The following is a 26,733-nucleotide window of genomic DNA, read 5'->3' as shown; positions in this document are numbered from 1 at the left end:
CCACCAGATGCCCGACCAGCGCATCCGCGTCCAGCAACTCCCGGTCCGACCGGCTCCTCCCCAACACCACCCAATGATCCCAAACATCATGATCAGCATTGGGGAGGCGCGCCGACGTTATTCAGCGGTCTCCTAGAACCGGCCGGTACGCGGGGGTCGAGCCGTAGAACGCGAGCAGGAACGTCGCCGCCCGCGCCGCGGCGAGCTCCTCGTCRGTCCGGCCGACGGCGACGATGACCTCGGCCGTCACCTCGAGGTCGGCGCGGGCACGGCCGGCGGCGGCGAGCCCCGCCTCGATGGCCGGCATCGTGCGGGTGCGCATGTGCCGGTCGCTGTTGAACGGCATGACGAGAATGCCGTCGGCGACCTCGGCGGCCATCTGGTTCATCCGCGGACCGAGCGCGCCCACGAGCACCTTCGGGACGCCGTACGGGTTCGGGCCCGGATGGAAGGCCGGTGTCATCAGCGTGTGGGTGGTGTACTCGCCGCGGAAGTCCAGCCGGGTGCCGTACTGCCAGCTGTCCAGGATCGCCCTGGTCGCGAGCACCCACTCGCGCATCTGGCCGACGGGCCGCCCCCAGCGAGCGCCGAACCGTTTCTCGACGTGCGCCCGCACCTGCGAGCCGAGCCCGAGGCGGAACCGGCCCTTCGACAGAAGCTGCAGGTCATAGGCGGCGTGCGCGAGGTGCATCGGGCTGCGCGGGAACGCTATCGCCACGTTGGTCATCAGGTCGAGCGAGCACACCGGCGCCGCGGCGACCAGCGGGAAGAACAGGTCGTGGGAGTTCTCGAAGGTGAACACCCCGTCGACGCCGGCCTTCTCCAACGCCCTGGCCCGCTCGGCCGCCTCCACCACCGAGTTCGCCAGCATCACATCGAGCTTCAACGGCATACGCGACGAACTCCTCCACCCAGACCCGCCGCCGGCACCCGGCCACGGCCGCCACGGTGGCACCAGCGCCGTCGCGCCCGCAACAGGTAGCCACTGCCCTTACCGCGTTGACGTGGCAAGGCCGCCGCGGCGGAACCGATCGAGACCCGAACCGATCGAAACGAACCGGCGGGGCCGGAACGGGCCGGGCTTCCGCTCGCGGAACCAGCCGGGCTTCCGCGCGGCTACCCGGCCACTCGCCGGGCGACCGACAGGTTGCGAGCACCGGCGAGCAGCAGGGCCGCGCGTTCCCGCAGCACGTCGCACAGATCGGCGGGATCGGCCAGTGCCCAGTCCCGGACCGCGTCCATGACGAGCGAGGTAAGCATGAGCGCCAACGACCGCGCGGCGACATGCTCGGGAAGCTCGCCGGTCTCCCGGGCGTGGGCGAACACGACCTCGAACGCCCGCTCGAACCCGAACCGCTCCCCGTCCTCCGTCTGGTAACAGGCGTTGCCCACGTTCTGCGCGGCGAGCATCCGGCGCACCGCGACCCGCGGCACCTTCTCGACCCGCCGGCCGATGCCCGTCACCAGCCCGGCGAGGATTTCGTCGACGGTGCCATTCCCGGCGAGCTCACGCCGCGCATCCTCGTAGGCGACCCGCGCGGTGAGCCAGCCTGTTTCCAGGAGGATGTCTTCCTTGCGCGCGAAATGAAAGTAGAAGGTGGCCTTCGAGATACCGGCGCGGGCGGCGATCTCCTCGGCGGTCGTCTCGTCGATACCGGTCTCGTACCCGCGTTGCGCCCACAGGTCGAGCGCCGCCCTGACTATGGCCCGCCGGGTGTCGCGCGACCGTTCCTGAACCAGCAATGACCGCTTCGGCCCCGCGCGTCGTTCGGCCACGCCCCTATCACCTCCGACAGGCCGAGCCTAGCCCAGCGGACACGGCACGAACATCCGTCAGTATCCGTCGGCGTCCGTCCATGACCACCAAGCCCAGTTCCGATCTGTCTCGCGCGGCGCGGTAAGGAGCGGCGCGGGGCGGCACCCACCCGGACGACGGCGTCGGGACGGCTCACGGTTCCCGCGATGACCATGCGGCGCCACGCGGGAAACACGACGCGACACGGGAAGACCACGGAGGGATCTGTTTCGGACGCGTTACGCGCTGTCAGCTAGTTGTCAGGTTTCGAGCCGGTCGATCCCGGCCGCCCTAAGATCATAAATGTGACCTCGGCCACCGCGTTCCCGCCGACGCCTGTCAGCGCCACCGACCGGCTGATCGGTCCGGCGCGGGGCGCCACCGCCTGGCTGCGGGCGAGAGCCAGGACGACTCCCGGCCTCCTGCGCATCGTGTCCGTGGCGCTCGTCGCGGCCATCACCCTGATGTGGGCCGCCGCCTTCGCCGCGGTCGTCGTCCGTGACCACGCGGTCCACGCGGTGAGCGCCGACGCCGGCCCGGCCTTCGCCGCCGCCCAGCGCCTGCATGCCGACCTGTCGGCGGCGGACGCCACGATCGCCAGCGCCGTCCTCGCCGGCCCGGTCGAACCGCCCGAGCAGCGCAGGGCCTACGACGAGAGCATCGCCCTGGCCGAGGGTGAGCTGCGCACGCTGGCCAGGGCGGGCGGCACGGCGGAGGCGGGCGACCCGCTGGACACGCTGCACCGCCAGATCCCCGCCTACACCGGCCTGATCGGCCAGGCCCGGGCCAACAACCGGCAGGGGTACGTCGTCGGTGGCGCGTACCTGCAGAAGGCATCCCAGCTCATGCAGCAGACGATCCTGCCGGCCGCGGACAGTCTCGCCGCGAGCAGCGCCGAGGAGGTCGACGACCGGTACCGGCGGGCGACGTCCTCGGTCCATGTCGTGCTGGTCTCGGTCGCCGGCGTCGTCAGCCTGGCCGCGCTGGCCGCCGTCCAGGTATGGCTTTTCCGGCGGACCCACCGGCGGCTGAACCTTGGGCTGCTCCTCGCGACGGCCTGCGTCCTGGTGATCTTCGCCGTCACGCTCGGCGCCTTCTCGGCCGAGCGTGCCCGGATGCTCGAGGGCCGCGATCACGGCTTCGTTCCGATGTCCGAGATCGCCCAGGCCAGGGTGCTCGGGCTGCGGGCCTGGGGCGACGAGAGCCTGTCGCTGATCGCGCGCGGCGACGGCGCGGCCCTCGACGCGGACGCGGACGCCGTCGCCGCGCGTCTCGGCTACACCCCGAAGGGCGACCCGACCGGCTCGGGGGTGCTGCCGGCCGTCACCGCCTATTTGAGCGGGGAGGGCTTCCGCGGCGGCGACCTCGCCGCGCTGTGGCGGAGCTACCAGACCACCAGCTGGACGGTGCGTTCGGGAGTCAAGGACGCCGGCGGGTTCAACGGCGCGCGCGAGCTGGCGCTGGTCGACGGCGCGGCCGCCTTCAAGCGGTTCGACGACGCGGCCGAGGCGGCGCTGAGGACGAGCCAGCAGCGCTTCGACGACCGGCTCTCGGCCGCCGGCGACCGGCTCAGGGGCCTCGAGGCCGTCGTGATCGTGCTGTCGGTGCTTGCCGCGGCGGCGGTGCTGGCTGGCATCCAGCCACGGATCAACGAGTACCGGTGAGGCGGCGACACATGACGCGCGGCCATCAGCTCCTTCCCAGCCGTCACCCGTGGCGCGCGGGCACGCGGCGCAGGGGCGCGCGGCGCGCGGGTGGGGGCGTGGGCGCGCGCGCGTCCCTCGGCCTGGTCGTGGTCGCACTGCTGGCCGCCGGCTGCGGGACGGTCACGAGCCCGCTGCCGGACGCCGGCCGCCCGCTGCCGTTGACGAACGCCTCCGACGCCACCCCGTCGAACCCGTCCACGACGTCCTCGCCGTCACCCGCGCTGGACTGCGGCGACCCGAGGGTCAGCCTGCGCCCGCCGGCGGTCATGCCCGCGCCAGGCGCGATGCCCGCCGAGAGCTTCATGGCGAAGATCGCCGAGCGCGGCTATCTCATCGCGGGAGTCCTGTCCGACGCGCCGCCGTTCGGCGCGATCAACACGGCCGCGGGGCAGGGCGACGGGGAGGACGAAGCGCGCTTCGAGGGCTTCGACATCGACATCGCGAAGGAGATCGCGAAGGCGATCTTCGGCCCGGACGGCGCCGACGAGAAGCATCTGAAGTTCCGGGCGCTCGTCAACTCCGAGCGCATCCCCGTGATCCAGAACAACGAGGCCGACATCGTCGTGGCGACGATGACGACGAACTGCCCGCGCCGCACCCAGGTCGACTTCTCGGTGCCGTACTACGAGGCCCAGGCCAAGGTGCTCGTCCTGAAGGGCTCGCCCTACCACGGGATCGAGGACCTCGGCGGCAAGAAGGTCTGCTCGGCGGCGGGGACCACCTCGCTGCAGCACGTGGCCGACGCCGCCTCGCACCCGATCCCCGTCGGCCTGCCGGGCGACGGCGACTGCCTGCTCGCGCTGCAGAACGGCGACGTGGAAGCGATCTCGACCGACGACACGATCCTGGTCGGCATGGTGCAGCAGGACCCGCGGACGGAGATCGTCGGCGGCGTCCTGGACACGGAACCGGACGCGGTCGCGGTGAGCCTCGACCATCCCGAGCTGACACGGTTCGTCAACGGCGTGCTCGCGCGGGTCGTGGCGAGCGGACGCTGGGATCAGATCGCGCAGACCTGGCTGGGGGACATCGACCCACCGCTCAAGCCGCCGCCGTCGCCGCCCGCGGCGCTCTACCGGGACTGAGGCGTGATGGCGGCCGGGTCCCTGTCGGCACTGGACACGACGCTCGACCAGCTGCGCGCCGGCGCGGCCGGGCTGGGCGCCGCGCTGCTCGAGCTCGACACCGACGCCAACCGGGCCCTGCTCGACCCCGCGGCGCGGACCGGCGCCACGGCCGAGCGCTCCAGGGCGGTGCGCGCCCGGCTCGACTGGCTGTGGGAGCGCCACCTGCTGCTGTCCGGCGTGATCCGTCAGGCGGAGACGCTGCGCGGCGACCGGACCTGGCTGGGCCCGCGTCGGCTCGCGGAGCTGGAGGCACTCCTGCACCGCGCGTCGCAGCCACGGCCGCCCGCCCCGCCGGCGGCAGGCGGCGGCGACGCCGACGCGGCCGCTCCCGGCGCGGGTGCCACCAGCGCGGGCGCCTCCGCCGCTCCCGCGAAAGGGGGCGCGCCCGTCCCGCGCCCGCCGGCTGGCCCGGCCTCGGGCATCGCCGCCTACCCCGAGGATCTGCTGGACGGGACGAGCGAGGTCGTCGAGGCGGTCCGGCGGGACGTGAACGCGGTCGTCGCCGCCTGGGCGTCGAGCGTCGGCCAGCTCTCGGCCGCCGAGCGGCGGCTGGCCGAGCTCACCGTCGACGCCGCCCGGCTCGGCCTGGCGGACCTGCCGGAGCTCGCCGACGCGAGGGCGGCGGTGCGCGCGCACGGGTCGGCCGTCGCCGCCGACCCGCTGTCGGCCCAGGCGGCGGACCTCGCCGCGGCGGCCGCGGCGGTCGACGAGGCCGACGCCGTCCTCGGCGTGCTCGGGCGCGCCCGTGGCTCACTCCCGGCTGACCTGCGCGCCGCCGAGACGCTGCTGGCCGAGGTCCTCTCCGTCGCGGCCGAGGGTGAACGCCACGCGCGCAGGACGGTCGAGCGGGTCGCGGGCGCCCGGGCGGCACTGGCGCGGCTGGACGAGGGCTGGCTGGCCGACCCACGCCGCGGGCTGCGCCCGTGGCTGGACCGGCTGGTCGACGCCGCCGCCGGCGGCGACTGGCCGGGGGCGGCCCGCGGGCTGTTGGCCTGGCGCGGTACCGCCGAGGCGACGCTGCGGCGGGCCCGTGAGGTCGCCGAGGAGAACGCCGCGCCGCTGCGGCGGCGCGACGAGCTGCGTGGGCTGCTCGGGGCGCTGCACGCGAAGGCCGCCGCCGACGGCAGCGCCGAGGACCCGGATCTCATAGCGCTGCACCGGCGGGCCCATGATGCGCTCTACATCGCTCCCAGCGATCTGGACCTCGCCGGCGACCTCGTCCACGGATACGCGGCGGCGGTCACCGCCGGTCGCGGCGGGGCCAGCGGGACCGGCGGGGTGCCGGCCCGGATGCCGCCCGCCGCGCCGTCGGCCCGCTCCCGCGGGCGAGCCGGGGGCACCGCGCACGACGACCGCGTGACGGGCAACGCCGCGTGGGACACGGAGGAGGCGGGATGACATCCAAGGGCATCCCCTGCCCGGAGAACGACTGCCCGGACGGCACGATCGACGCCGACGGCTACTGCGACAGGTGCGGCACCTTCTACGTGCCACCGGCCGCCCACGTGCCACCGGCCGTGGCTGGCCAGGCGTCCGCGTCCGGCCAGCCCAGCGCCAGAGGCCCGAACGGCTGCGCGGACCCCACCTGTGACGGGAACGTCGCCGGCGACGGCTACTGCGACGTCTGCGGGACCCATGTGGGCTCGGCCGCGGGCGGGAGCGCCCAGCCCGGCGCCGGCGCTGGCGCCGGTGGGATCGGGAGCGCCACCCCCGGCGCCGGCGGCGGGACCGGAAGCGGGACCGGAAGCGGGAGCGGAAGCGGGAGCGGGAGCGCCGGCGGGTCCGGGAGCAGCCGGTCGGGCCGTTCCCGCAAGTCGACGCGCACGACCGGGCCGCGCAGCCGGCTCGGCGCGGGTCTCGTCGAGGTGCCGGAGCTGCCGGCGCCCGACCCGACCTCGATGGTGCTCGCCGACCCGCAGGTCCCCGAGAGCCGCCGCTTCTGCCCCAACCCCGACTGCAAGCAGCCGGTCGGGCGCGGCACCGCCAAGCGGCCGGCCAGGGCCAAGGGGTTCTGCGGCAAGTGCCGGTCGCCGTTCTCGTTCGTGCCGGCGCTCTCCAAGGGAGACCGGGCGGGCCAGTACCAGATCGAGGGCGCGATCGCGCACGGCGGCCAGGGCTGGATCTACCTGGCCCGTGACACCGGCGTTCACGAGACGTTCTGGGTCGTGCTCAAGGGCATGCTCGACGCTGGTGACGCCGATGCCTACGCCGCGGCCGTCGCCGAGCGCCGGTTCCTCGCCTCCGTCGACCATCCCGCGATCGTCAAGATCTACACGTTCGTGGAACATGCCGGCAGCGGCTACATCGTCATGGAGTACGTCGGCGGGACGTCGCTGCGCGAGCTGCTCAAGCGCCGCCGCGACGCGGCCGGCGGCAACCCGGACCCCCTGCCGGTAGCCCAGGCGATCTCCTTCATCCTCGCCGTGCTGCCCGCGTTCGCCTACCTGCACCGCAACGGTCTGGTGTTCTGCGACTTCAAGCCGGACAACGTCATGCTCGCCAGGGACGCGGTGAAGCTCATCGATCTCGGCGCCGTTCGCCGGCTCGACGCCGTCGGCGGGGCGATCTACGGCACGCCCGGCTACCAGGCGCCGGAGGTGGCCAGGCAGGGGCCATCGGTCGCCTCCGACCTGTACACGATCGGGCGGACGCTCGCCGCGCTGATCCTGAACTTCCGCGGCAACACGTCGACCTACCGGTATCGCCTCCCACCGACCTCGGAGCACCCACCGTTGGTCCGGTATGACTCGCTCTACCGGTTCCTGCGCAAGTCGACCGCGCCGCAGCCCGACGACCGGTTCACCAGCGCCGACGAGATGTACGACGAGCTGCTGGGCGTGCTGCGCGAGATCGTCGCCGCCGAGGGCGGCAGGCCGGTGCCGGCGCCGAGCCGGCTGTTCGCCGGCGACAGCCACCTCACGGGCGAGGACCTGGACGGCACCAGGGCCGAGCCGCCGTGGGCGGTGCTGCCGGCGCTGCGGGTCGACCCCGCCGACCAGGCGGCCAGCACCCTGGCGGCCCTGCCGGACAGCGACCCCGCAGCACTCGCCCAGCTGCTCGCCGCGATCAGCCCCCAGACCGTCGAGGTGCGGCTGCGACGGGCCCGCGCCCTGATGGAGGCGGGCGAGGCGGCCGAGGCCGGCCAGCTGCTCGACCAGGTCGCCGACGAGGATCCCTGGGAGTGGCGGGTCGAGTACTACCGAGGGCTGCTCGCGCTCACGGGCGGCGACGCGGCGGCGGCCAGGGGCGCGTTCGACCGGGTCTACTCCCAGGCGCCGGGCGAGCTCGCGCCGAAGCTCGCGCTCGCGCTCGCCGCCGAGGTCGACGGCGCCCTGGCGCATGCCGAGAGGATGTACGACATCGTCTCGCGCACCGACGACGGGTTCACCAGCGCGGCGTTCGGGCTCGCCAGGGTCCGCACCGCCCGGGGCGACCGGACGGGGGCCGTGGCGGCATACCAGCGGGTCCCGCCGTCCTCGGCGGCCCACCTGGACGCGCAGATCCGGCTCGCCCGGGTGCTCGGCACGGTGACGGCGGCGGGAACGCCCAGCCGGGATGACATCGCCAAGGCGTCCCGGGTACTCGCCCGGCTCGGTGCCGGCCAGGGTCCCCGGCTCGACGAGGTACGGCGCGCGGCGCTCACCCGCGACCTGCTCGCCGCCGCGGTCGATCTGGTCGCCTCGGGCGCGCTGGCGGACGCCGACGACGTCAAGGTCGCGGGGGCCCAGCTGCGGGAGACCGACCTGCGGTTCGCCCTCGAGCGGGTCTACCGGGAGATGGCCAAGCAGGCGCCGAGCGCCGCCATCCGCTACGAGCTGGTCGACCTCGCGAACAGCGTCCGTCCCAGGACGCTGGTCTGATGGCGCCGGCCGGACAGGCCAGCGCCCGGGAGCCGAGCAGCGTCGGCGACCACGCCGCCCACACCGTCACGCCGGCCACGTCGGCCGAGTCCGCCCCGGCGGACAGGCTGGTCGCGGCCAGCCCGGCGGACGCGGCCGACCCGGCGGACGCGGGCGGCGCGGCGGACGCGGGCGGCGCGGCAGACGCGGGCGGCGCGGCAGACGCGGGCGGCGCGGGCGAGGGGACCGTGGCGGTGCGGCTCTGCCAGGCATGCCTGGCGGAGGCGGCCGACTCGGACCTCTACTGCGAGCAGTGCGGGGCGGTCCTCCCGGCGGTGCCCCCTCCCGGGGCGTCCGGCGAACAGGCGTCAGCCTTCCCGGCCAGCTCGCCGGACCCCGCCGATGTGCCAGATTCCATCGGCGCGCCGAAACCGGCCACGGCGGCCGCGGCGGGCTCGACAGCGCCGGGGTCGAGGCCGACGGCGTCGGGGGTGACCGCGCCGCCGGAGACAGCCGGCTCGCCGGCCACGGCCGTACCGGAGGCGTCGGACGCACGCGCTGATGCCACCGGGGTGGAAGCGACCGCGCGGGAGGCGAGCGGCGTGGAGCCGACCGTCTCGCTGGGTTCGACCTCCTCCCAGGGGTCGACGGTGTCGCTGGAGGCCCCGGCGCCCGCCGCGGGTCCCGGGCTCGCCGGGCTGGACGGGCCGTGCCCGGCGTGCGCCTCGGCCTCGGTCGACGAGGACGGCTACTGCCTCAGCTGCGGCCTGCGGCAGGGCTCGGCCCGCTCCGGCGACCACCTGGAGGTCGACCTCGGGCGGCTCGCGGGCGTCAGCGACCGTGGGCTCGTCCACCGCGACAACGAGGACGCGATGGGCCTGCGCCTCGTCGCGTGGCCGGACCCCGCGTCGGCGGACGGAACCGGGACGGCGGTCGTCGCCGTCGTCTGCGACGGCGTCTCCACGGTGCCCGGCTCGGGTCCGGCCGCCGGCACCGCCGCCAGGACGGCGACGGATCTGCTGGCGGAGTGGCTCACCGCGGCGAACCCCCACGCGCCCGCGGTGGCCGGCGGACTGCGCGTGGCGACGGAGCGGGCCCAGCGGGCCATGGGCGCCGCGCCGCCCGGCGACCCGGCGCCGTCGTGCACCTTCGCCGCGGCCGTCGTCACCGGTACCGACGTCACGGTCGGGTGGCTGGGCGACAGCCGGGTCTACCTGCTCGGCGCGGACGGCGGCATGCTGCGGCTGACCGCCGATGACACCCTCGCCGCCGAGGCCGTGCGCGCCGGCCTCATCCCGCCGGAGGCCGCCGACACGGCCCCCGGCGCGCACACCATCACCCGCTGGCTCAGCCCCGACCGCGGCGAGGCGCGGCCGCGGATCGCCGTCGTGCCGGTCACCGGCCCCGCGCGGATCGTGGTCTGCACGGACGGGCTGTGGAACTACGCCTCGGGCGTCACGGAGCTGGCCGCGCATGTCGCGGCGCTCCCACCCGGCGCGTCGGCGCTCGCGGTCGCCCGGCATCTCACCACGGTCGCGCTGCGCGCGGGCGGCCGCGACAACATCACCGTCGTCGTCATCGACATGCCGGGGAGAGGCTGATGCCCGACTTCACCTCCGAGGTCAACCAGAACAAGTACCTGCCCGCGGGCGGGACGGACGTGCACGCGGTGGTCACGGTCACCGCCAGGGCCGGCGGGCCCGAGCAGGGCCAGGCCCGGTCCCGGCCGGGCGGTCGGAAGGCGGCTGCGACGGCGGCTCGCACGGCGGCGGAGGTGATCCTGCTGGACTGCTCGGGGTCCATGGGCGGTAACAAGATCATTGAGGCACGCCGGGCGGCGAGGGCCGCGATCGACACGCTGAGCGACGGGGTGCTGTTCGCCGTCGTGCAGGGCGAGCACTTCGCCAAGAAGATCTTCCCGGAACGGCACAGCCTGGCCGTCGCCTCCGCCGCCACCCGGGAGGCGGCCAAGACGGCGGTGAGCAGGATGCAGGCGGGCGGCGGGACCGCGATCGGCGAGTGGCTGCTGCTCGCGCGCGAGCTGATGCTGACCAGGCCGGACGCGATCCACCACGCGATCCTGCTCACCGATGGCCAGAACGGCCAGAGCGAGGCGGAGCTAGACCAGGCGCTGAGCCAGTGCGAGGGCGTGTTCCAGTGCGACTGCCGCGGCGTCGGCGCGGACTGGGAGGTGGCCCAGCTGCGGCGGATCGCCAAGCGGCTCCTCGGCGACGTCGGCCTCATCCGCGAGCCGAACGAGATGGCCGACGACTTCCGTGCCATGGTCGAGGCGGCCCTCGGCCGCGGGATCGACAAGGTGGCCTTGCGGGTCTGGACGCCGCGGGGCGCCGAGGTGTTGTTCCTGCGGCAGGTGCTCCCGGACATCACGGACCTGACCGGCGGCGCGGTCGTGGTGGACGCGCTGACCAGGGACTACCCGACCGGCGCGTGGGGCGAGGAAAAGCGGGTGTACCACCTGGGTATCAAGATCCTCCCCGGTCCGGTCGGCGTCGAGAAGCTCTCGGCCCGGGTGCGCCTGGTCGTCGACGACGAGCCGCTCGCCGAGGCGAAGGTCCTCGCCGCCTGGACCGACGACGTCGAGCTGAGCACCCGGATCGACGGCACGGTCGCGCACTACACCGGACAGGCCGAGCTCGCCGACGCTATACAGAAGGGCCTCAAGGCGCACAAGGACGGCGATGAGGAGACCGCCGCGACGCTGCTCGGGCAGGCGGCTCGGCTCGCCACCGAGGCTCGGGACTCCAACAGACTGGCGCTTCTGGAGAAGGTGGTCGAGATCGAGGACGCCGCGACGGGCAGGGTGCGGCTGCRCACGGACGTGCCGGAGCTGGACGAGATGGATCTCGACGCCCAGTCGACAAAAACGGTCCCCGCGCCGCGGTGAGCGTCCGCTGCCCGCTGGGCCACCTTTCGAGCACCGACGACTGGTGCGACGAGTGCGGTGCCCGGATCGAGGCCGCGGCGGACGCGGGCGGCGCGACCGGCGCGGGCGCCGCCGCGCACCTGGCGACCACGCCCATGCCAGCCGACGGCACGGCCGCTCCGTCGGCGCGACCACCGCTCGGCTGGGTCACCGGTCCGTGGCCGGTGACCCAGCCGCCGGCCGGCCAGCGCCCCCTGGCCGCCGCGGGGCTCGCGGCGCAGGAGGCGGTGTGCCCGCTGTGCGAGACGCCGCGTGAGCCGGGCCAGCGCTACTGCGAGGAGTGCGCCTACGACTTCCTCACCCGGACCGTGCCCGCGGGACGGGAGCACCCGGCCCCGCCCCTGATCACGCAGCCGACTCCCCCGCCGGCACCACCTTCCACGCCCTCCAGCCCGCCCGGTGTGCCGGAGCGCCCAGAGCCGCCCGCCGGCGTCGCGGCCACGTGGCTGGCCGAGGTCGTCCCCGACCGGGCTTACTTCGATCGCGGCGATGACGGCTCGGTGCCGTTCCCGACCGACACTCCGCCCCGGCTCGTCGCGCTGCTGGGCAGCCGGACCCTGATCGGGCGGCGCAGCCGGTCTCGCGGGATCTTCCCGGAGATCGACCTGTCGCTGCCTCCGGAGGACATCGGTATCTCCCGCGCGCACGCCCTGCTCGAGCACCCTCCGGGCGGCCCGCTCACCGTCACCGACCTCGGTTCCGCGAACGGCACCTGGCTCGGGGACAGCCTGCGCCGGGTGGAGCGCGGCGTCGCGGTCGAGCTCGCCGCCGGTGCGCGTATCTACCTGGGTTCCTGGACCCGAATCACGCTGCGCGCCCGCTGAGCGGTCCGGCTCGCCGGCCGGGCGAGGCCGCGCGCCGAGGCCACGGCAAGGACAGGCCAAAACCGGCCCCGGGAGGCTAAAACGACCAGAGCGGGACCGAGGGCCCCATCACCACCGGCGTTTGTGAAGGACGACGGGGGGTAGGCGAACTCAACGTCCGACCGCGTCGGTGGCCTGTCGACAACGGGTAATCCTCGATATCAGCAAGCTCACGCGCGGACGCGGGGCCGGCGACGTCCCGGCACCATGAGATTTCGGGCAGCGGCGTCCCGACATACGCAAAGGAGCGCGCGCGTGACCACACAGGACCGTCACTGGACGACGACCGACGCCGGCGCGCCGGCCCCCAGCGACGAGCACTCACTGTCCGTCGGAACGGATGGTCCCCTCCTGCTGCAGGACCACTATCTGATCGAGCAGATGGCGAACTTCAACCGGGAACGTATCCCGGAGCGCCAGCCGCACGCCAAGGGTGGTGGCGCTTTCGGCGTCTTCGAGGTCACACGGGACGTGAGCGCCTACACCCGGGCGGCGATGTTCCAGCCTGGCGCGAGGACGGAGGCCATCGCGCGGTTCTCCACGGTGGCCGGGGAACGCGGCAGCCCGGACACCTGGCGCGACCCGCGCGGCTTCGCGCTCAAGTTCTACACGACCGAGGGCAACTTCGACATGGTCGGCAACAACACGCCGGTGTTCTTCGTGCGTGACCCGATGAAGTTCCAGCACTTCATCCGCTCGCAGAAGCGGCGCGCCGACAACAACATGCGCGACAACGACATGCAGTGGGATTTCTGGACACTGTCTCCCGAGTCCGCCCACCAGGTCACCTGGCTGATGGGCGACCGCGGCATCCCGAAGACCTGGCGGAACATGAACGGCTACTCCAGCCACACGTACATGTGGATCAATGCGGCTGGCGAGAAGTTCTGGGTGAAGTACCACTTCAAGACCGACCAGGGCATCGACTTCCTCACCCAGGAGGAGGCCGATCAGCTCGCCGGGTCGGACGGTGACTACCACCAGCGCGACCTGCACGAGTCGATCAAGGCCGGGAACTTCCCGAGCTGGACGCTGAAGATGCAGATCATGCCGTTCGAGGAGGCCAAGACCTACCGGTTCAACCCCTTCGACCTGACCAAGGTGTGGCCACACGCCGACTACCCGCTGCACGAGGTCGGCCGGCTGACGCTCAACCGCAACGTCACCGACTACCACACCGAGATCGAGCAGCTCGCGTTCGAGCCGAACAACCTCGTCCCTGGCACGGGTCTCTCGCCGGACAAGATGCTGCTCGCCCGCGGGTTCAGCTACTCCGACGCCCACCGGGCGCGCCTCGGCGTCAACTACAGGCAGATCCCGGTCAACACCCCGCACGTGCCCGTCCACAGCTACACCAAGGACGGCGCGATGCGTGTCCAGAACGCCAGCGATCCGGTGTACGCGCCGAACTCCTACGGCGGCCCGAAGGCCGACCCGACACTGACCGGTGGCGACGGTCTCTGGTACGCCGACGGCGAGATGGTGCGCACCGCGTACGCGCTGCGCGAGGATGACGACGACTGGGGCCAGGCCGGCACGATGGTCCGCGAGGTCCTGGACGACGCGGCCCGGGAGCGCCTGGTCAGCAACATCGTCGGCCACCTGCTCAAGGCCGTGAGCGAGCCGGTCCTCCTGCGGGCCTTCGAGTACTGGCGCAACGTCGACAAGGACCTCGGCGACGCCGTCGAGGCCGGCGTCCGCGCCAAGCAGCGCGCCTAGCCGAACTAGCACCGGGACGCCCCTCCCGAGGCGTTCCTGAGCCGGTCTCTGGCCTGGCCACCCATGGGTGGCCAGGCCAGAGCCGCGTCATGCCCGCGGCCGGCCGTCGCCCCGGTCCTCGCTCAGCGAGCCCCGGACGCGAGCCGCCGCGCGAGGTCCGGAATCCAGGGGTGACGGCTGGCGACGTCCGCCACGAAGTCGTCGACGTCGTGAGCGCCCAGCAGGAGCCGGCCGACGGCCGCGGCGGTGGTGGCGGCGGCGAGCGAGCGCGGCCGAGCTCCGGCGGACCCGGCGCGGGCCTCCCAGAGATAGCCGGCGCGCAGCGCCTCGTTGAACTCGCGGTGACGCCCCGAGTCCAGGACGGTCCGCAGGTCGTCGGCGAGCTGGGCACGCTCTCGACGCCGGCGGTCCGCCAGCGCGGCACGCCGGTCGCGCCACTCGCCGGACCGCGCGCGATGCTCCAGCGCGGACTCGATGTGCTGGACGGCGTGCCGGCCGATCAGGTTGTCGGGCAGCAGGCGCGCGAAGTGGTCACGCTGCTCGTCGGCCGAAGCCTCACGCAGGTCGTCGTCCCGCTCGACCTGGCTGACCGCCCAGCGGACCAGCGAGCCGGTCTTGTCCGCGAACCGGCGCCGCCACACCATCGCGTCGATGTCGCCGCGGCGACGACGCTCGGCGAAGTCGGCGTCGGCGTCGGCGTCGGCGAAGTCGGCGCCCATACCAACCTCGTCGTAGTCGTGGTCGTATCCGTCCCGGATGGCGATCAGCAGGTCACGCTGGCGAGCGCGCTGACGCCGGTGGGCACGCCGCCGCAGCTCCCGGGCCGACCGGCGAGCCGTCGAGGGCAGCACCGACTCGGCCATGTCCTTGATCTTCTCGTCGTGGTTCCGCACGACGCACGCTCCTCGAGGCCGCCGGCGCCGCGCGCCACAGGGCGCGGCTGACCAACCGGCGGCTACCTAGTCCGCTGCGTCATGGCCTCACCTCCTCCGGACGAGCAGAGAACCATGCGAGCACCACCATTGCACCGAAGATCGCGCGCGAGCGCCACGCAATTTCCCGCCCACGGGCTGAGGCGGACATGACGGGAGGCGACGCGGCGAACAGCTGGCCGGGTCCAAGGCGGACCTGAGCCAGCCGGGCCGGTCAGACGGGCGTGGCCAGGCCCGTGCGCAGGAGGAGGAACGCGCCGACGCCGACGACGGTCAGCGCGCTCACGACCGGCCCCACGGTGAGCGCCGTCGCGGCCAGCCGCGGGGCCCGGCGCCGCAGCCGGATCAGCAGCGGGCGCAGCGACCGGTCGAGCAGGTAGCCGACGGCGATGAGGGTTCCGGCCATGCCCAGTCCATAGGCGACGACCAGCAGCACCCCGAACGACGCCTGTCCCAGGCTGATCGCTCCCAGCAGCACCACAACGGCCGACGGCGTCGGCATCATGCCCCCGGCCAGACCGGTCAGCAGCAGCGAACGCAGCCCCACCGGCGTCCCGTCGGCCGCCACCACCGGAGCATGACTGTGCCACCGCCCGCCGTGCCGATGAGCATGGCCACGGTCATCACTGCGCGCGCCACTGTCACCGCCGTGACCGTGACCATGCGCATGGCCGTGACCGTCGATATGCACATGATCGTCGCCGTGGTCGTGGTCGTGACCATGCRCATGGYCGTGACCGCCGGCATGCACGTGATCGCGGCCGTGTACGTGGACGGGTGCATGATCGTGATCACCAACGTGTGCATGGTCGTCGCCGTGTGCATGGTCGTCGCCGTGCGGGTGGGGATGGCCGTGACGATGTGCCCCGTCGTCAGGGGGATGGTCGTGGACGGGCGCGCCGAGGCCGAGCAGCGCCGCGGGCCAGCGGCGCCCGCGGCCGAGGCGGGAACGCAGCAGGCCGAGACCGAGGCCGATCATGAGCAGGCCGCTGGCGGCGCCGAGCCATGGGTAGAGCCGCTCGGGCGCGAAGCCCGCCGACGCGGACAGCGTCACGGCCAGCAGGAAGACCCCGAGGGTATGGGTGAGCGTCACGGCGCCGGCCATGCCGGCGAGCTGTCCGCGGGTCGCCCGTCGGCCGACGATCATCGCGGCCATCAGCGTCTTGCCGTGACCGGGCGCGAACGCGCGCGCGGCGCCCAGGACGAGCGCGCTGACGAGAGCGACGGCGGCGGCGCCGACCGTCAGCGCCGTGCCCGGCCGCACCAGGCTCGTGAACCGAGCCGTCAGCCGCCGTTCCCGGCCCGGGAGACGGCCTGCGCGTCGGCTGAGGCCGCCGTAGGTACCCCGGCGGCGTCCGCGCCGGCGTCGCCGGGCACGTCCGGGAACGGGTCGGGAGCCACCGGGCCACCTGGCCGGGCACGCAGGGCGGCATGGGTGACGTCGGACCGGCCGGCCAGCGGGTCGGTCGGGTAGGCGGTGAGCAACGCGCTCGCGGACCGGTTCGGCACGTCGCTGCGCACGATCGTCGCCGCGTCGCCAACGGCGACGGTCTCCCCCCAGCCGGCCCGCCCGGTGTAGGCGCGCAGCTCGTACGCGATGTCCGCGCCGCCCGCGCCCAGCAGTCCGGGCGTGGGAGCCGTGGCGTACCGGCACACGAGCCGCGCCGTCGAGAGGCCGGCCTGGCCGGGCGGGAACGTCAGCGCGCCCCCGGTCGCATTCAGCCGGGCCGGCGCGCCGGCTACCGTCAGCCGGACGTCCCCGGCGATCCGGGCGCATTCCCAGTTCCGCCACACCGCCGGGCCGGCCGCCTCGACGGCGGGCCGCGCCTGGGCGGTCGGGATCTCGGCGAAGTCGACGACGACGTCGACGCGGATCCGGTCGGGCGCGACCCGCAGCACGCCGGCGGTGTTCACCGTGAAGCTCCCGAGCGGATGGGCCAAGGCGGTTCCCGCCACGAGGGTCAGGAGGAAGCCCACCAGGCCGACGACCACCGCCAGGCGGCGGCGCCAGGCGCGCCGCGCCCGCGCCGGCGCGTTCGACCGCGACGGATCGGGGGTCACTGGCCACCGCCCGCCGGGGACTCACCGTTCAGCGAGGCCAGCAGCGCGACGGCCCGCGGGGCGTGCAGCGGGGAGAAGCGCCAGTCGAGCACGAGCGCGAGCCGGAGGTCGGCTATGGCCACGTCCCGCTGCCCGAGGGACGCCTCGATGACGCCGAGGTGGTAGCGGAACAGCGCCCGCGGGGTGCCCAGGGAGACGGCCGAACGGGCGAAGGCCAGCGCCTCGCCGTCGCGGCCGAGCCGGTGCAGCGCCCAGGCATGCGCGTCGTCGACGAAGACCCCGGCGCGGCGCGGCGTCGCCGGGGTGAGCGCGGCGAGCGCCGCCGCCGGGTCGCCGTGGTCGGCGTCGAACAGGGCGAGTTCCACGTCGACGTCGACGCCCTGGGCACGGAAGAGGCCAGCGGCCGTCCGGGCGAGGGCGTACTGCTCCCGCGCCTCGGGCAGCCGGCCGAGCGATTCGAGCAGTTCGCCGTACTCGACGACGAGCGCCGGCTGCGGCGAGCGGGCGACGGCCAGTCGGTAGTCGCGAGCGCCGCGTCGGCCCGCCCGCGGGCGACCTCGACGTGTGCCCGGCCGGCGAGCAGCGGCGCGGAGGACGGGTCGGCGACCAGGCCGCGGCCGAAGGCGTCCTCGGCGCCGGCCAGGTCGCCGGTGTCCCGGGCGAGCTCACCGAGATGCAGCCAGGCGAAGGCCACGTCGGCCGGCGAGGAGGCGTCGGCCAGCACCCGCCGCAGCGTCTCCTCGGCCGGCCCGACCTCGCCGCGCAGCTCGAAGGCGTAGGACGCGCGTGCCAGCGACGACACGTCCGGGCGCACGTCGACCATGCGCTGCGCGGCCTGCCACGCCTCCGGGTAGCGGCCCAGCTCGACGAGCGCGTCGGCGCGCACGCCAAGTGCGGGGCCGCCAAGCTCGTTGACGGCGAGCGCGGCGTCGGCGAGGCGCAGCGCCGCCGGGAAGTCGTGCCGCGCGGCGGCCAGCGACGCCTGCCCGGCGAGCGCGAGGTCGTTGCCGTCGGGGTGTACCCGCAGGGACTCGGCGAAGGCGCTCTCGGCCCGCGGGTAGGAGGTCGGATCACCGGTGATCCTCGCCTGCTCGACGTAGGCCGCGCCGAGCGCGGCCCAGCCCGGCCAGTCTCCAGGCAGCGTGCGCAGCCGGGTGGCGAGCGTGTCGATCCGCCGGCCGAGCTGGGCCGCCGGGGCGGTGACGCCGCCTCCGCTGGCCGCCGGGTCTCCCCCGCCGCCGGTCCGCTGGCCCACGCCGACCACCGCGGCGACGCCCACCCCCGCGGCCAGCATGGCCACGGTGAGCGCGGCGCCGAGTACGGCGCGGCCTGCTCGTCGTCTCATCGTTCGCCCCTTGAGGTCGCGCCGGGCGGCCGGTGGGCGCCATCGCCCGGCCGGCGCGCCGACGGCTCCCGACGGTCCGCCGCCTGGTTGTTCGACGCCGGCGGGAACCCGGACCGGTCACCACTGGTGTCATCCAGACAACACGGCGTGTCGGGCGGCCTGCCCATCCGTACCGGCGCCAGCGACGAACAGCCCCGTGCGGGGTCGGCGACGGGCCGGCCCGTGACCCAATGAGGTGATCCGTGATCAGACAGCTGACCGCCCCCGATGCTCCTCCCGATCCCCGCTCGCGCCGTGGCTCCGGCCGCGGTCCTGGGCTGCGGCGCGGCCTCGCGGGCGTCGCCGCCCTCGCCATGGGGGCCGCGGCTGCCGTGGTCGCGACCCCGCTCGCCGGCCAGGCGTCCAGCCATCGGGAGGCGCCACTGATCGCCGCCGACCCGACCGTGGACAACACGGACACCTACGCGTTCGTGAGCCCGGACGCGCCGGACACGGTGACCCTGGTCGCCAACTGGTCGCCGTTCTCCGAGCCGGTGGTCCGAACTTCTTCCCGTTCGCGACCGACGCCCGCTACAACCTGCACGTCGACGYGGACGGCGACGCGAAGGCGGACCTGACCTACCGCTGGACGTTCACGTCGCAGTACAAGAACCAGAACACGTTCCTGTGCACCACAGGCGCGGTCACGGCGCTGGACGACCCGGACCTGAACTTCACGCAGACGTACAAGCTGGAGCTGATCCAGGGCGTGCGCACGACGGTCCTCGCCGACAACGTGCCGGTGGCGCCGTCGAACGTCGGTGTCGCCTCGACGCCGGACTACGGGAAGCTGCGGTCCGACGCGGTGCGCACTCTCGCGGGCGGCACGAAGACGTTCGCCGGCCAGGCCGACGACCCGTTCTTCCTGGACCTGCGGGTGTTCGACCTGCTCTACGGCGGCAACGCCTCGGAGATCGGGAAGGACACCCTTTCCGGCTACAACGTGAACTCCATCGTGCTCCAGGTCCCGAAGAAGGCCCTGGCGCTGAAGGGAGACCCGGGCCGCAACCCGGTCATCGGGGTCTGGAGCACCACCGACCGCCGCAGCCTGCGCCTGCTACCCAGCACCGGTGGGGACGGCAAGCCGACGAACAGCGGCGGCTGGTCGCAGGTGTCCCGGCTCGGCTCGCCTCTCGTCAACGAGCTGGTCATCCCGGTCGGGCAGAAGGACCGGTTCAACAACTCCAACCCGGACCGCGACGCCCAGTTCCTGAGCTACGTCACCAACCCGGAGCTGCCCAAGCTGATTGAGGCGATCTACAACATTCCCGCGCCCGCGGCGCCACGCAACGACCTGGTGGCGGCCTTCCTGACCGGGGTGAGCAAGGCGAACCTCGGCGTCGACCTGAACGCGCACACGCTGAACATGGACGCCGCCCCGAACAAGATCGTTCCGTACGAGGCCCTGCGCCTGAACATGCCGGTCCCGCCGACGGCGCAGCCGCACCGGCTCGGCGTGGTCGGCGGCGACACCGTAGGGTTCCCGAACGGACGGCGGCTGGCCGACGACGTCGTCGACATCGAGCTGCAGGCCGTCCAGGGCATCCTGCTGCCGAACCCGCCGCCGGCGGCGAAGGCCCTCGGTGACGCCGTGGACGCCAACAACGTGCCCTTCACCTCCGCGTTCCCCTACGTCGCCCTGCCCACCCCCGGCTCCCGCTCATCCTCGGGCGCCTGAGCTGTCCCCGCTCGCCCTCGCCGGTTGGGGCCGTGACGTCACCGCGTCGCGGCCCCGGCCCTAGCTTTAGCTCTGGTTTGGTTCTGGTTCTGGTTCTGGTTCTGTTCTGGCCTCGGGTGAACCTGTTCGTCGGGCGTCGCGAAGCGCGGGAGCAGCGTGCTGGCGAGGAGTGTGACGTCCGGCGCAGAGCGTTGAGCCGGCTTTTTCGTGGCGCGTCCGGATGCCGTCGATCTCACCGTGTGCCTGGATGTGAGCGGGCCCAAGCGCGGGATGACCGTCCGGTGGACGACCGCTCCTAGCATCGCGAGCGGGTGAGCGATCGCGACGGTCCCGGCCGCGACGTGACGCCCACATCGCGATCTGATCTTCGACGAATCGGAGACGAATATTCATGGACACCCCCTGGGCCCAACTCGTGGCCTCCGCCGCGGCGGGCACGAGCGCCGCGCTGGAGAAGGCCGCGGATCTGGACTGGCTAGGCCCGGCCGGCGATGTCGAGTGGAGCTGTCGGAGCATGCTCGACCACATCGCGCTCGGCGTCGTGGGGTATGCCGGCCTGCTCATCGCGCGGYCGCCCGACCGCTACATCACGCTGTTCGCCTCCGTGGACCCGGCCGCGCCGATCCCCGCCGCGCTCGAGGCACTGCGAATCTCCGGATCGATTCTGGCGTCGGCCGTGCGCGAGGCCTCGCCGGAGGCCCGCGCATGGCATCCGTACGGCAGTTCCGACGCGACCGGATTCGCCGCGATGGGCGTACTTGAACTGACCGTCCACACCCGCGATATAGCCATGGGACTCGGACTCGACTGGGTACCCGACGATCGGTTGGCCATCCCCGTCATCGACCGGTTGTTCCCGCGTGCCCCGCACGGCTTCACCCCGGTGGAGACGCTTCTGTGGTGCACGGGTCGCATCGCGCTTCCGAGTCTGCCTCGCCAGCGGGCCTGGCAGTGGTACGGGGCCGTCCGATAACTCATGCCGGCCGCCAGGCGAGGCGGCCCACCATCATCGCCCACGCCCGCCGTCACATGGGCCAGTGGTCACGACCTCGGCCACCAGTGACACGACCTCGGCTGGTCGTCACGGTCAGAGGAATTCCGTCTCCGGATCGAGTCCCAGCAGAACGCGGCCCTGCAATTCCAGGTTCACGTCGACCTGCAGGAGCGCGTGCAGCGAAAAACCCTGGATGTCCCGGTGGTAGCGCTGGATGGGGACGCTGCGCAGGATCGCGCTTCCGCCACTGGCCGCGTGAAGGATACCCACGGCGTCCTTGGACAGCTGCGCGGCGAATGCGGCCTGGCCGCGAATGACGGCCTTCTCTGTCAATGTCGGCTGTTCCCCCACGTCGGCCCGCGCCTGCAGGAGATCCAGCCAGCCCCTGGCGAGTCCCTCAGCCGCCGCGATCTTGTTCGCCGCGGTGGCGACCTGGACGTGGCTGCGCGGGTGGGCGGACTGATCCTCCCAGCGGGTGTACGTGATCGCCCGGCCTGGCAGCCGGTCCACAAACAGCTCGTACGCGCCACGCGCGATACCGATGAACACCGCGGCGCACTCGGACATCACAAGGCTGAGCAGGCCGTAGCCACGACCGGTCACGGCGATGTCGGACCGGTCGCCGACCGGGCCGGCCATAGCTTCCTCGAAGCCGACAACGCGGTGAGAGGGGACGAACACACCCCGCGCCCGCGTCGTGCTGCTACCCGTGGCGCTTCCCGCCGAGGCGTCCCAGTCGTCGACGATCTCCATGTCGGACATCGGCACCAGGGCCATGAGCTCGCTAACCGTCCCGTCAGGGAGCTCGAGTAGCGCTGCCGCCAGGTTCCAGTCCGCGCCCGGAGCCCCTGAGTTGAACCTCCAGGTCCCATCCAGCAGGTAGCCGTCCTCGGTCGGCACCAGCTTCCCGGTCGGCGCGAAGACGCTCGACACCCGCGCGGAACCGTCGGCGAAGACCTCTCGCTGGGCGCGATCCGGATACAGGCCGACCGTCCACGCGCTGGACAGCCAGATCATCAGCACCCAGCCGGTTGACGGGCAGCCTCGACCGATCTCGGTGAGGACCCGGCACTGCTCCGCCAGGCTCAGGTCCAGGCCACCGAACCGCCAGGGCACAGCCATCCGGAAGACRCCGGCGCTCTCCAGCAGCTCGATGTTCTCGTCCAGGATCCACCGCCGCGCCTCACCTTCGGKGCCGTTCTCACGAATTCGGGGGACGATGTCCCGCACCTGATCGAGGACGGCGCGGGCGGACACGCCCATCGACACTTCTGGACCCATCAGCACGTGTATTCCCTCATGGACATCATGGCCGGGCAGGGTCGAGCGGCCGCCCGCCGGTCTCGGGAGCCGCGAGGAAGGTCCGACAAGGAGGGCARGAAAAGACGGGTAGGATCCGGCCAGGCAATCCGCACAGAATCTCCTTGAATATTTTCACCGCACATATGGACTCCCCCTGGGAGTGATGTCAGGCCATCACTTGCGGCACGTCCAGATTGTTTTCCCTGACGCTCCCGACCAGCATAGTGAGCCGCTATTCAGGCAGCCCTCACGGCGGAGCTATCGGGCGGTAATCGTGGGCCACCGATACGCCCTCGACCGACACCGGCGGCCGTCGACGACGACCGCTGACAGCAACGGTCGGAGGAACGTCGCCAAGCCTCTCGTCGCCGGGCATCGGCGGTCGGCCTGTTCCGTCCGCGACGTGGACGGCACGCCGATCAGACGCGAAGGCGATGCTCGCACGCCGCCCGCGCCCCGCCAGCCGCCAGCCGTCGGCCGCCTGTAGCCCGACGATGCTTCGCCGGGACCGAGTCGGTTTCTCAGTCGAGCGGCGAAGCATACTTGCCTCCTCCCGCGCCAGCGGGTGATTCYCTCTCGCCGCGGCCCAGTACGGCGGCACGGCCGCGCCGGAGTCCGGCCTCGCCCGCCCTCTTATCACGACGGACACCACCATCCACCCGACTTCACCGAATCGAGATGTCCGGTTCACGACATGGAGCGCATTCTGGATGGAATCCGGAAAACGGGCGGCATCCGCGACCGATTCGGTAGCCGACACATGGACAGTCTTCCGTGACTCTGTGACTTGAGTCACCACAACGCTACGGAATTTGGCTACCTGTCTAGCATGTCGTTAGTACATGACAATCCTGGCCTGAAGCACTCCCCCGCGCGAGACTCATGAGCGCTGACACTCCGGAACCGACGGCGGACCTTGAACGCACACGGCCGATTTCCGAGGCATATCCATTTTCCGATCCRCAGATGACCAGGGAGAACCGTGCGGTTCCTTGTACTTGGCCCGCTCGAGGTGGTGGTCGGCCGACAATCGATCGCGCTTGGCGGCCTGAAGAGACGAACAACTCTCGGATTTCTGCTTCTGCATGCCAACCGCACCGTGGCGACGAGCCAGCTGCTGGATGTCCTGTGGCCTGACGACCAGGCCCCCGTATCGGCCCGCCAGATACTTCAGAATTCGGTCTGGGGACTGCGTCGCGCCCTCGCGGCCGCCGGCTTCGAGGGCCGACCGGCCTCGCTGCTCACCCAGCCTCCCGGGTACATGTTGCGCGCCGACCCGAGCCAGATCGATCTGCTGCGTTTCCAGGCCGCGCTCGAGACCGGCCGGACCGAACTCGCCAAGGGGTCACCTCAGGCCGCCGCGCGGACCCTGCGCGGTGCTCTGGACCTGTGGCGGGGGCCGGCTCTCGCCGATCTCGTCGAGKCGGGGATCCAATGGCCGGAGCTCTCCACCCTCGAGGGCACCCGGCTCGACGCCCTCGAGGACCTCTTCGAGGCGGAACTCGCATCCGGCCGGCATCAGGCGGTACTCGCCGAGCTTGAGGCTCTGGTGAAGAGCGAGCCGCTGCGTGAACGCTCGTGCGCCCAGCTGATGATCGCGTTGTACCGAAGCGGGCGGCACGCGAACGCACTGGCTGTGTACTCCCGTATTCGCTCGGCGCTGATTGGTGATCTCGGCCTGGAGCCCGGCCGCGCTCTACAGGACCTTCAACAGGCGATCCTCAGCCATGATCCCGTGCTGCTTCGGATGGGCGGCCAGGACGCGGAGGCGGCGGCGAGGCCGTGGGCGAACCGCGTTTCCGTTCCGGCCGATGCCCCGACCGGGCGGGCCGACCGTGACAGGAGCGGTCCTCCGCTGGCAGGTTCCGCCCGGCCAGACCGGTTGGAACCCATGTCGAGATCCAACGTGAAGGCGCCGACGCCCGTCACGCCCGTCATCTCGATGTCCCGCGCGGGGGGACCCAGCGCTCCCGTCCCCCGTGAGACCGTGGAGCRCAGGCGCGTCAGCATCGTGCTGGTCAAGATCCGGTTTCGGGCCACACACCGCGCCGACTACCTGGACAAGGTGCTGCCCTGGGCACTCGCCGAGATCCGGAGCAAGATCCGGTTGTACGACGGACTTGTGACCGCGTCGACCGGGACGGTGACGATGGCTGTTTTCGGCGCCACGGGCACCRCCTCGGACGACGCCGAACGGGCGGTGCACGCCGCTCTGGCCGTTCGGGCCTCCCTGTCACCCGTCACCGCCGAGCACCCGTTCGAGGCGATGGACATCCTCGCGACCGTCTCCACCGGCGATGCTCTGGTACGCCGCCCCCTCAGCACCGGGCAGCCGCGGATCTCCGTGACCGGCGCCATCCTCGAGGAGTCCGTGGCGCTTCTTGAGGTCGTGCCCTCCGGGGAGGTCATCACCGATAGCAGCACTCACCGTGCCGCGCTGAGCGCCGCGCGGTATCGGCGAGCCGACGTCGCGGACGGATGGCGAATCGAGGAGGCGGAGACGCGGTCGGCGCCGACCGCGGCGGCGGACTGACAGCCGCGCGCCGCCACGGCGGCGTCGCCGTGGCCCCCCTCAGAGGCTTGTCGTGCTTGCCCGGCGTGCCCGGCGGCTGGGTCAGGCCGGTGGAAGCAGGCGTTCTCCATCCTGGCTTCGCAGCACCGCGCAGGCGACACGCAGTCCGACCTCGAGCTGCCCGATCTCCGCGTCTGTCACGAGCAGCGACGGCTCAAAGCGCAGAGTATTCACCGCGCTCGCGGTCGGGAAGGTCCGGATGTTGTGCAGTCGCAGCAGGTAACCAGCGATGGCATATCCCAGGAAGCCGGCCTCGGCCTGAGTCCGGATCGCCGACGAAGACGCGCCGGACTGGTCCATGAACTCCATTCCGAGCATCAGCCCGCGGCCTCGGATCTCCCTGACGACGTCGGGGAAGTCCGCCCACACCCCCTGGAGCATCGCGGCCAGCCGATCGCCGCGTTCGGCGGCGACCTGATAGGCGCGTCCACCGTCGGCTTCCAGCATGTCCAGCACGGTGAGGGCTATGTGGCAGGAAAAGCTGTCCTTGGCGAAYGTCGAACTGTGGACGAGCTCGAACGCCTCCCGGTAACGAGTCTGTCGGACAAGCATCACAGCAGCCTTGGCCACTCCCCCGCCGAGACTCTTCGCCAGTACGTAGTAGTCGCCGAGCAGCCCCGTCGCGGAACTGGCCAGGAACGTTCCGGTCCGCCCCATCCCGGTCTGTATCTCGTCCACGATGATCGGGCAGTCGATCGACTCGCAGATCTCCTGGATCTCCCGGGTGAAGCGCTCGGACACCGGGTTGATCCCGCCCTCACCCTGGATCGGCTCCAGCACGAAGGCGCAGAAAACGGGATACGGCCGTTCGACGACGTCGAGCACTCMCGCGTCAATCACCAGGTCCAGGACCACCGCCCGTTCGTTCTCGACGGTCTTGCGCAGGACATCCGGCTCCTCCGACGGGACGAATCGCGCCTGCGCGGCCAGCGCCCGAAACGGCGTTCGGTAGGCCACATTGTGTGTGAGCTGCACCGACCCGACGAGCTTGCCGTGCAGAGCCCCTTCGAGCGCGAGGAACAAGGGACCGCGAGCCCGTTGCGCGACGTTGTGGCGGCGGATCTCACCGATGATCAGATCAAGCGTCCCCGCTTCGGCGACCCGCGCGCCATCGCCTCCTCCRCCATCGATCGGGACCCGCGTCGCGTCGGACCGCGCCTGGCCGCTCCCGTCGATTTCCGCGAGCAGGTCGAGGATCCGCGGCGCGAGCCTGAGCGTACCCTCGCCGGCCCTGGCATGTACGGCATCAAGACTTGACTCGACCTCGGTGATCAGAGCGTCCGCCCGGATACCCCGATCCATCTCCGCGTGTTTGATCGCCGCTTCGACAGCCTCCGCCCCGCTGCTCGCGAAAATCGCATAGTAGGGCTCGTCCCGCCCAAGCTCCCGCTGAATAATCTGGTTGAGCCGAGCGGCCAGCGCGTTCGCATAGGGATGCCGGGAGAACTGCGCGTGCACGGGCGTCCCCTCCGCGAGGAGATTCCTGGCCCGCGCCACGATCCGAGGGTGGTTGTGGCCGAACATAAGCGACCCGTAACCGCCGGCGAGATCCAGCACGGCGATCTCCTCGCCGTCGTCGCCCCGTCGGTAGAGCGTGTTGCCAGCGGCTCGGACATATTCGACGTCGAGACCGACGGTCGACAGAAGCGCGCGCAGGTGTGGCTCCGCGAGCTCGTTCTCGGTGGTGGTCGGGTCCATCGGCTTCTTCTCCCATGCCTCGGCGATGTCTCTGGATCCCAGGGCGGGGCGCCGGCGGTGCCAGAAGGCGGCAGCACGCCGGAGACGGGCGCTGGTGCCCGCCCGGCACCAGCTGAAAG

Annotated in this window: 19 protein-coding genes and 1 pseudogene; 11 read left to right on the top strand and 9 right to left on the bottom strand. The window is 72.5% G+C overall.

The genetic code is table 11. The features are described from left to right. Positions 1-121 precede the first annotated feature (121 nt). Both BL253_RS33610 and BL253_RS33605 read right to left on the bottom strand, forming a co-directional pair. Positions 122-892 (bottom strand): TIGR03617 family F420-dependent LLM class oxidoreductase, encoded by a 771-nt coding sequence (locus BL253_RS33610; protein ID WP_241835372.1) that lies wholly within the window; start codon positions 890-892, stop codon positions 122-124. Positions 893-1,116: 224 nt separating this feature from the next. Beyond that, positions 1,117-1,776, bottom strand: coding sequence for a TetR/AcrR family transcriptional regulator (locus BL253_RS33605; RefSeq protein ID WP_081438961.1), 660 nt, complete (start codon positions 1,774-1,776; stop codon positions 1,117-1,119). Positions 1,777-2,100: 324 nt separating this feature from the next. On the opposite strand from BL253_RS33605, the gene BL253_RS33600 reads away from it, so the two are divergent. The 8 genes from BL253_RS33600 (at position 2,101) to BL253_RS33565 (ending at position 13,993) form a co-directional block, all read left to right on the top strand. Further along, a complete protein-coding gene (locus BL253_RS33600) occupies positions 2,101-3,459 on the top strand; it encodes a hypothetical protein (protein ID WP_241835371.1) in 1,359 nt (452 codons plus the stop codon). 11 nt (positions 3,460-3,470) lie between these two features. After that, the gene (locus BL253_RS33595) at positions 3,471-4,586 is read left to right on the top strand and encodes a glutamate ABC transporter substrate-binding protein (RefSeq protein WP_081438960.1); all 1,116 of its coding nucleotides are present in this window, start codon (positions 3,471-3,473) and stop codon (positions 4,584-4,586) included. A 6-nt stretch (positions 4,587-4,592) separates the two neighbouring features. Next, positions 4,593-6,026 (top strand): hypothetical protein, encoded by a 1,434-nt coding sequence (locus BL253_RS33590; RefSeq protein ID WP_076821562.1) that lies wholly within the window; start codon positions 4,593-4,595, stop codon positions 6,024-6,026. Beyond that, positions 6,023-8,488, top strand: coding sequence for a serine/threonine-protein kinase (locus tag BL253_RS33585; RefSeq protein ID WP_081438959.1), 2,466 nt, complete (start codon positions 6,023-6,025; stop codon positions 8,486-8,488). Before BL253_RS33590 ends, BL253_RS33585 begins: the two co-directional genes overlap by 4 nt. Further along, a complete protein-coding gene (locus BL253_RS44275; RefSeq protein WP_241835370.1) occupies positions 8,488-10,068 on the top strand; it encodes a PP2C family protein-serine/threonine phosphatase in 1,581 nt (526 codons plus the stop codon). Before BL253_RS33585 ends, BL253_RS44275 begins: the two co-directional genes overlap by 1 nt. Beyond that, positions 10,068-11,372: a VWA domain-containing protein gene (locus BL253_RS33575; protein WP_076821560.1), complete on the top strand. Its 1,305-nt coding sequence runs from the start codon at positions 10,068-10,070 to the stop codon at positions 11,370-11,372. The genes BL253_RS44275 and BL253_RS33575 overlap by 1 nt, the downstream gene beginning before the upstream one ends. Then, positions 11,369-12,235 carry an FHA domain-containing protein gene (locus tag BL253_RS44950; protein ID WP_081438958.1) on the top strand — a complete coding sequence of 289 codons (867 nt, stop codon included), beginning with the start codon at positions 11,369-11,371 and terminating at the stop codon, positions 12,233-12,235. The genes BL253_RS33575 and BL253_RS44950 overlap by 4 nt, the downstream gene beginning before the upstream one ends. Before the next feature lie 294 nt (positions 12,236-12,529). Further along, positions 12,530-13,993 (top strand): catalase, encoded by a 1,464-nt coding sequence (locus BL253_RS33565; RefSeq protein WP_076821558.1) that lies wholly within the window; start codon positions 12,530-12,532, stop codon positions 13,991-13,993. A 122-nt stretch (positions 13,994-14,115) separates the two neighbouring features. Here BL253_RS33565 and BL253_RS33560 read toward each other — a convergent pair whose 3' ends face one another. The 5 genes from BL253_RS33560 to BL253_RS33550 form a co-directional block, all read right to left on the bottom strand. Next, the gene (locus BL253_RS33560) at positions 14,116-14,886 is read right to left on the bottom strand and encodes a hypothetical protein (RefSeq protein WP_076821557.1); all 771 of its coding nucleotides are present in this window, start codon (positions 14,884-14,886) and stop codon (positions 14,116-14,118) included. 253 nt (positions 14,887-15,139) lie between these two features. Next, positions 15,140-16,189: a sulfite exporter TauE/SafE family protein gene (locus BL253_RS39890; protein ID WP_081438957.1), complete on the bottom strand. Its 1,050-nt coding sequence runs from the start codon at positions 16,187-16,189 to the stop codon at positions 15,140-15,142. Between the two features lie 20 nt (positions 16,190-16,209). Next, positions 16,210-16,986 carry a hypothetical protein gene (locus BL253_RS39885; protein ID WP_081438956.1) on the bottom strand — a complete coding sequence of 259 codons (777 nt, stop codon included), beginning with the start codon at positions 16,984-16,986 and terminating at the stop codon, positions 16,210-16,212. After that, positions 16,983-17,108, bottom strand: coding sequence for a hypothetical protein (locus BL253_RS44945; RefSeq protein ID WP_274535290.1), 126 nt, complete (start codon positions 17,106-17,108; stop codon positions 16,983-16,985). The genes BL253_RS39885 and BL253_RS44945 overlap by 4 nt, the downstream gene beginning before the upstream one ends. Continuing rightward, positions 17,099-18,331, bottom strand: a complete 1,233-nt coding sequence (locus BL253_RS33550) for a tetratricopeptide repeat protein (protein ID WP_241835369.1) — start codon at positions 18,329-18,331, stop codon at positions 17,099-17,101. The genes BL253_RS44945 and BL253_RS33550 overlap by 10 nt, the downstream gene beginning before the upstream one ends. 353 nt (positions 18,332-18,684) lie before the next feature. Here BL253_RS33550 and BL253_RS33545 point away from each other — a divergent pair. Continuing rightward, a pseudogene (locus BL253_RS33545) lies at positions 18,685-20,048 on the top strand (DUF4331 domain-containing protein). Between the two features lie 391 nt (positions 20,049-20,439). After that, entirely contained in the window at positions 20,440-21,021 is a 582-nt protein-coding gene (locus BL253_RS33540; protein WP_076821556.1) for a maleylpyruvate isomerase N-terminal domain-containing protein, read from the top strand. 114 nt (positions 21,022-21,135) lie between these two features. Here the strand turns inward: BL253_RS33540 and BL253_RS33535 are convergent, their stop codons facing one another. After that, positions 21,136-22,323 (bottom strand): acyl-CoA dehydrogenase family protein, encoded by a 1,188-nt coding sequence (locus tag BL253_RS33535; RefSeq protein ID WP_198946508.1) that lies wholly within the window; start codon positions 22,321-22,323, stop codon positions 21,136-21,138. 1,003 nt (positions 22,324-23,326) lie between these two features. Between BL253_RS33535 and BL253_RS33530 the strand changes: the two genes are divergently transcribed. Further along, a complete protein-coding gene (locus BL253_RS33530; protein WP_076821555.1) occupies positions 23,327-24,877 on the top strand; it encodes an AfsR/SARP family transcriptional regulator in 1,551 nt (516 codons plus the stop codon). Between the two features lie 81 nt (positions 24,878-24,958). Here BL253_RS33530 and BL253_RS33525 read toward each other — a convergent pair whose 3' ends face one another. After that, on the bottom strand, positions 24,959-26,614 hold the full coding sequence (locus tag BL253_RS33525) for an aspartate aminotransferase family protein (RefSeq protein ID WP_076821554.1): 1,656 nt from the start codon (positions 26,612-26,614) through the stop codon (positions 24,959-24,961). Between the last annotated feature and the right edge of the window lie 119 nt (positions 26,615-26,733).

This window comes from Pseudofrankia asymbiotica (assembly GCF_001983105.1).
GTDB classification, from domain to species: domain Bacteria; phylum Actinomycetota; class Actinomycetes; order Frankiales; family Frankiaceae; genus Pseudofrankia; species Pseudofrankia asymbiotica.
Note: the sequence above shows the minus strand (reverse complement) of the source record. Positions and strands in the feature narration are given on the sequence as shown.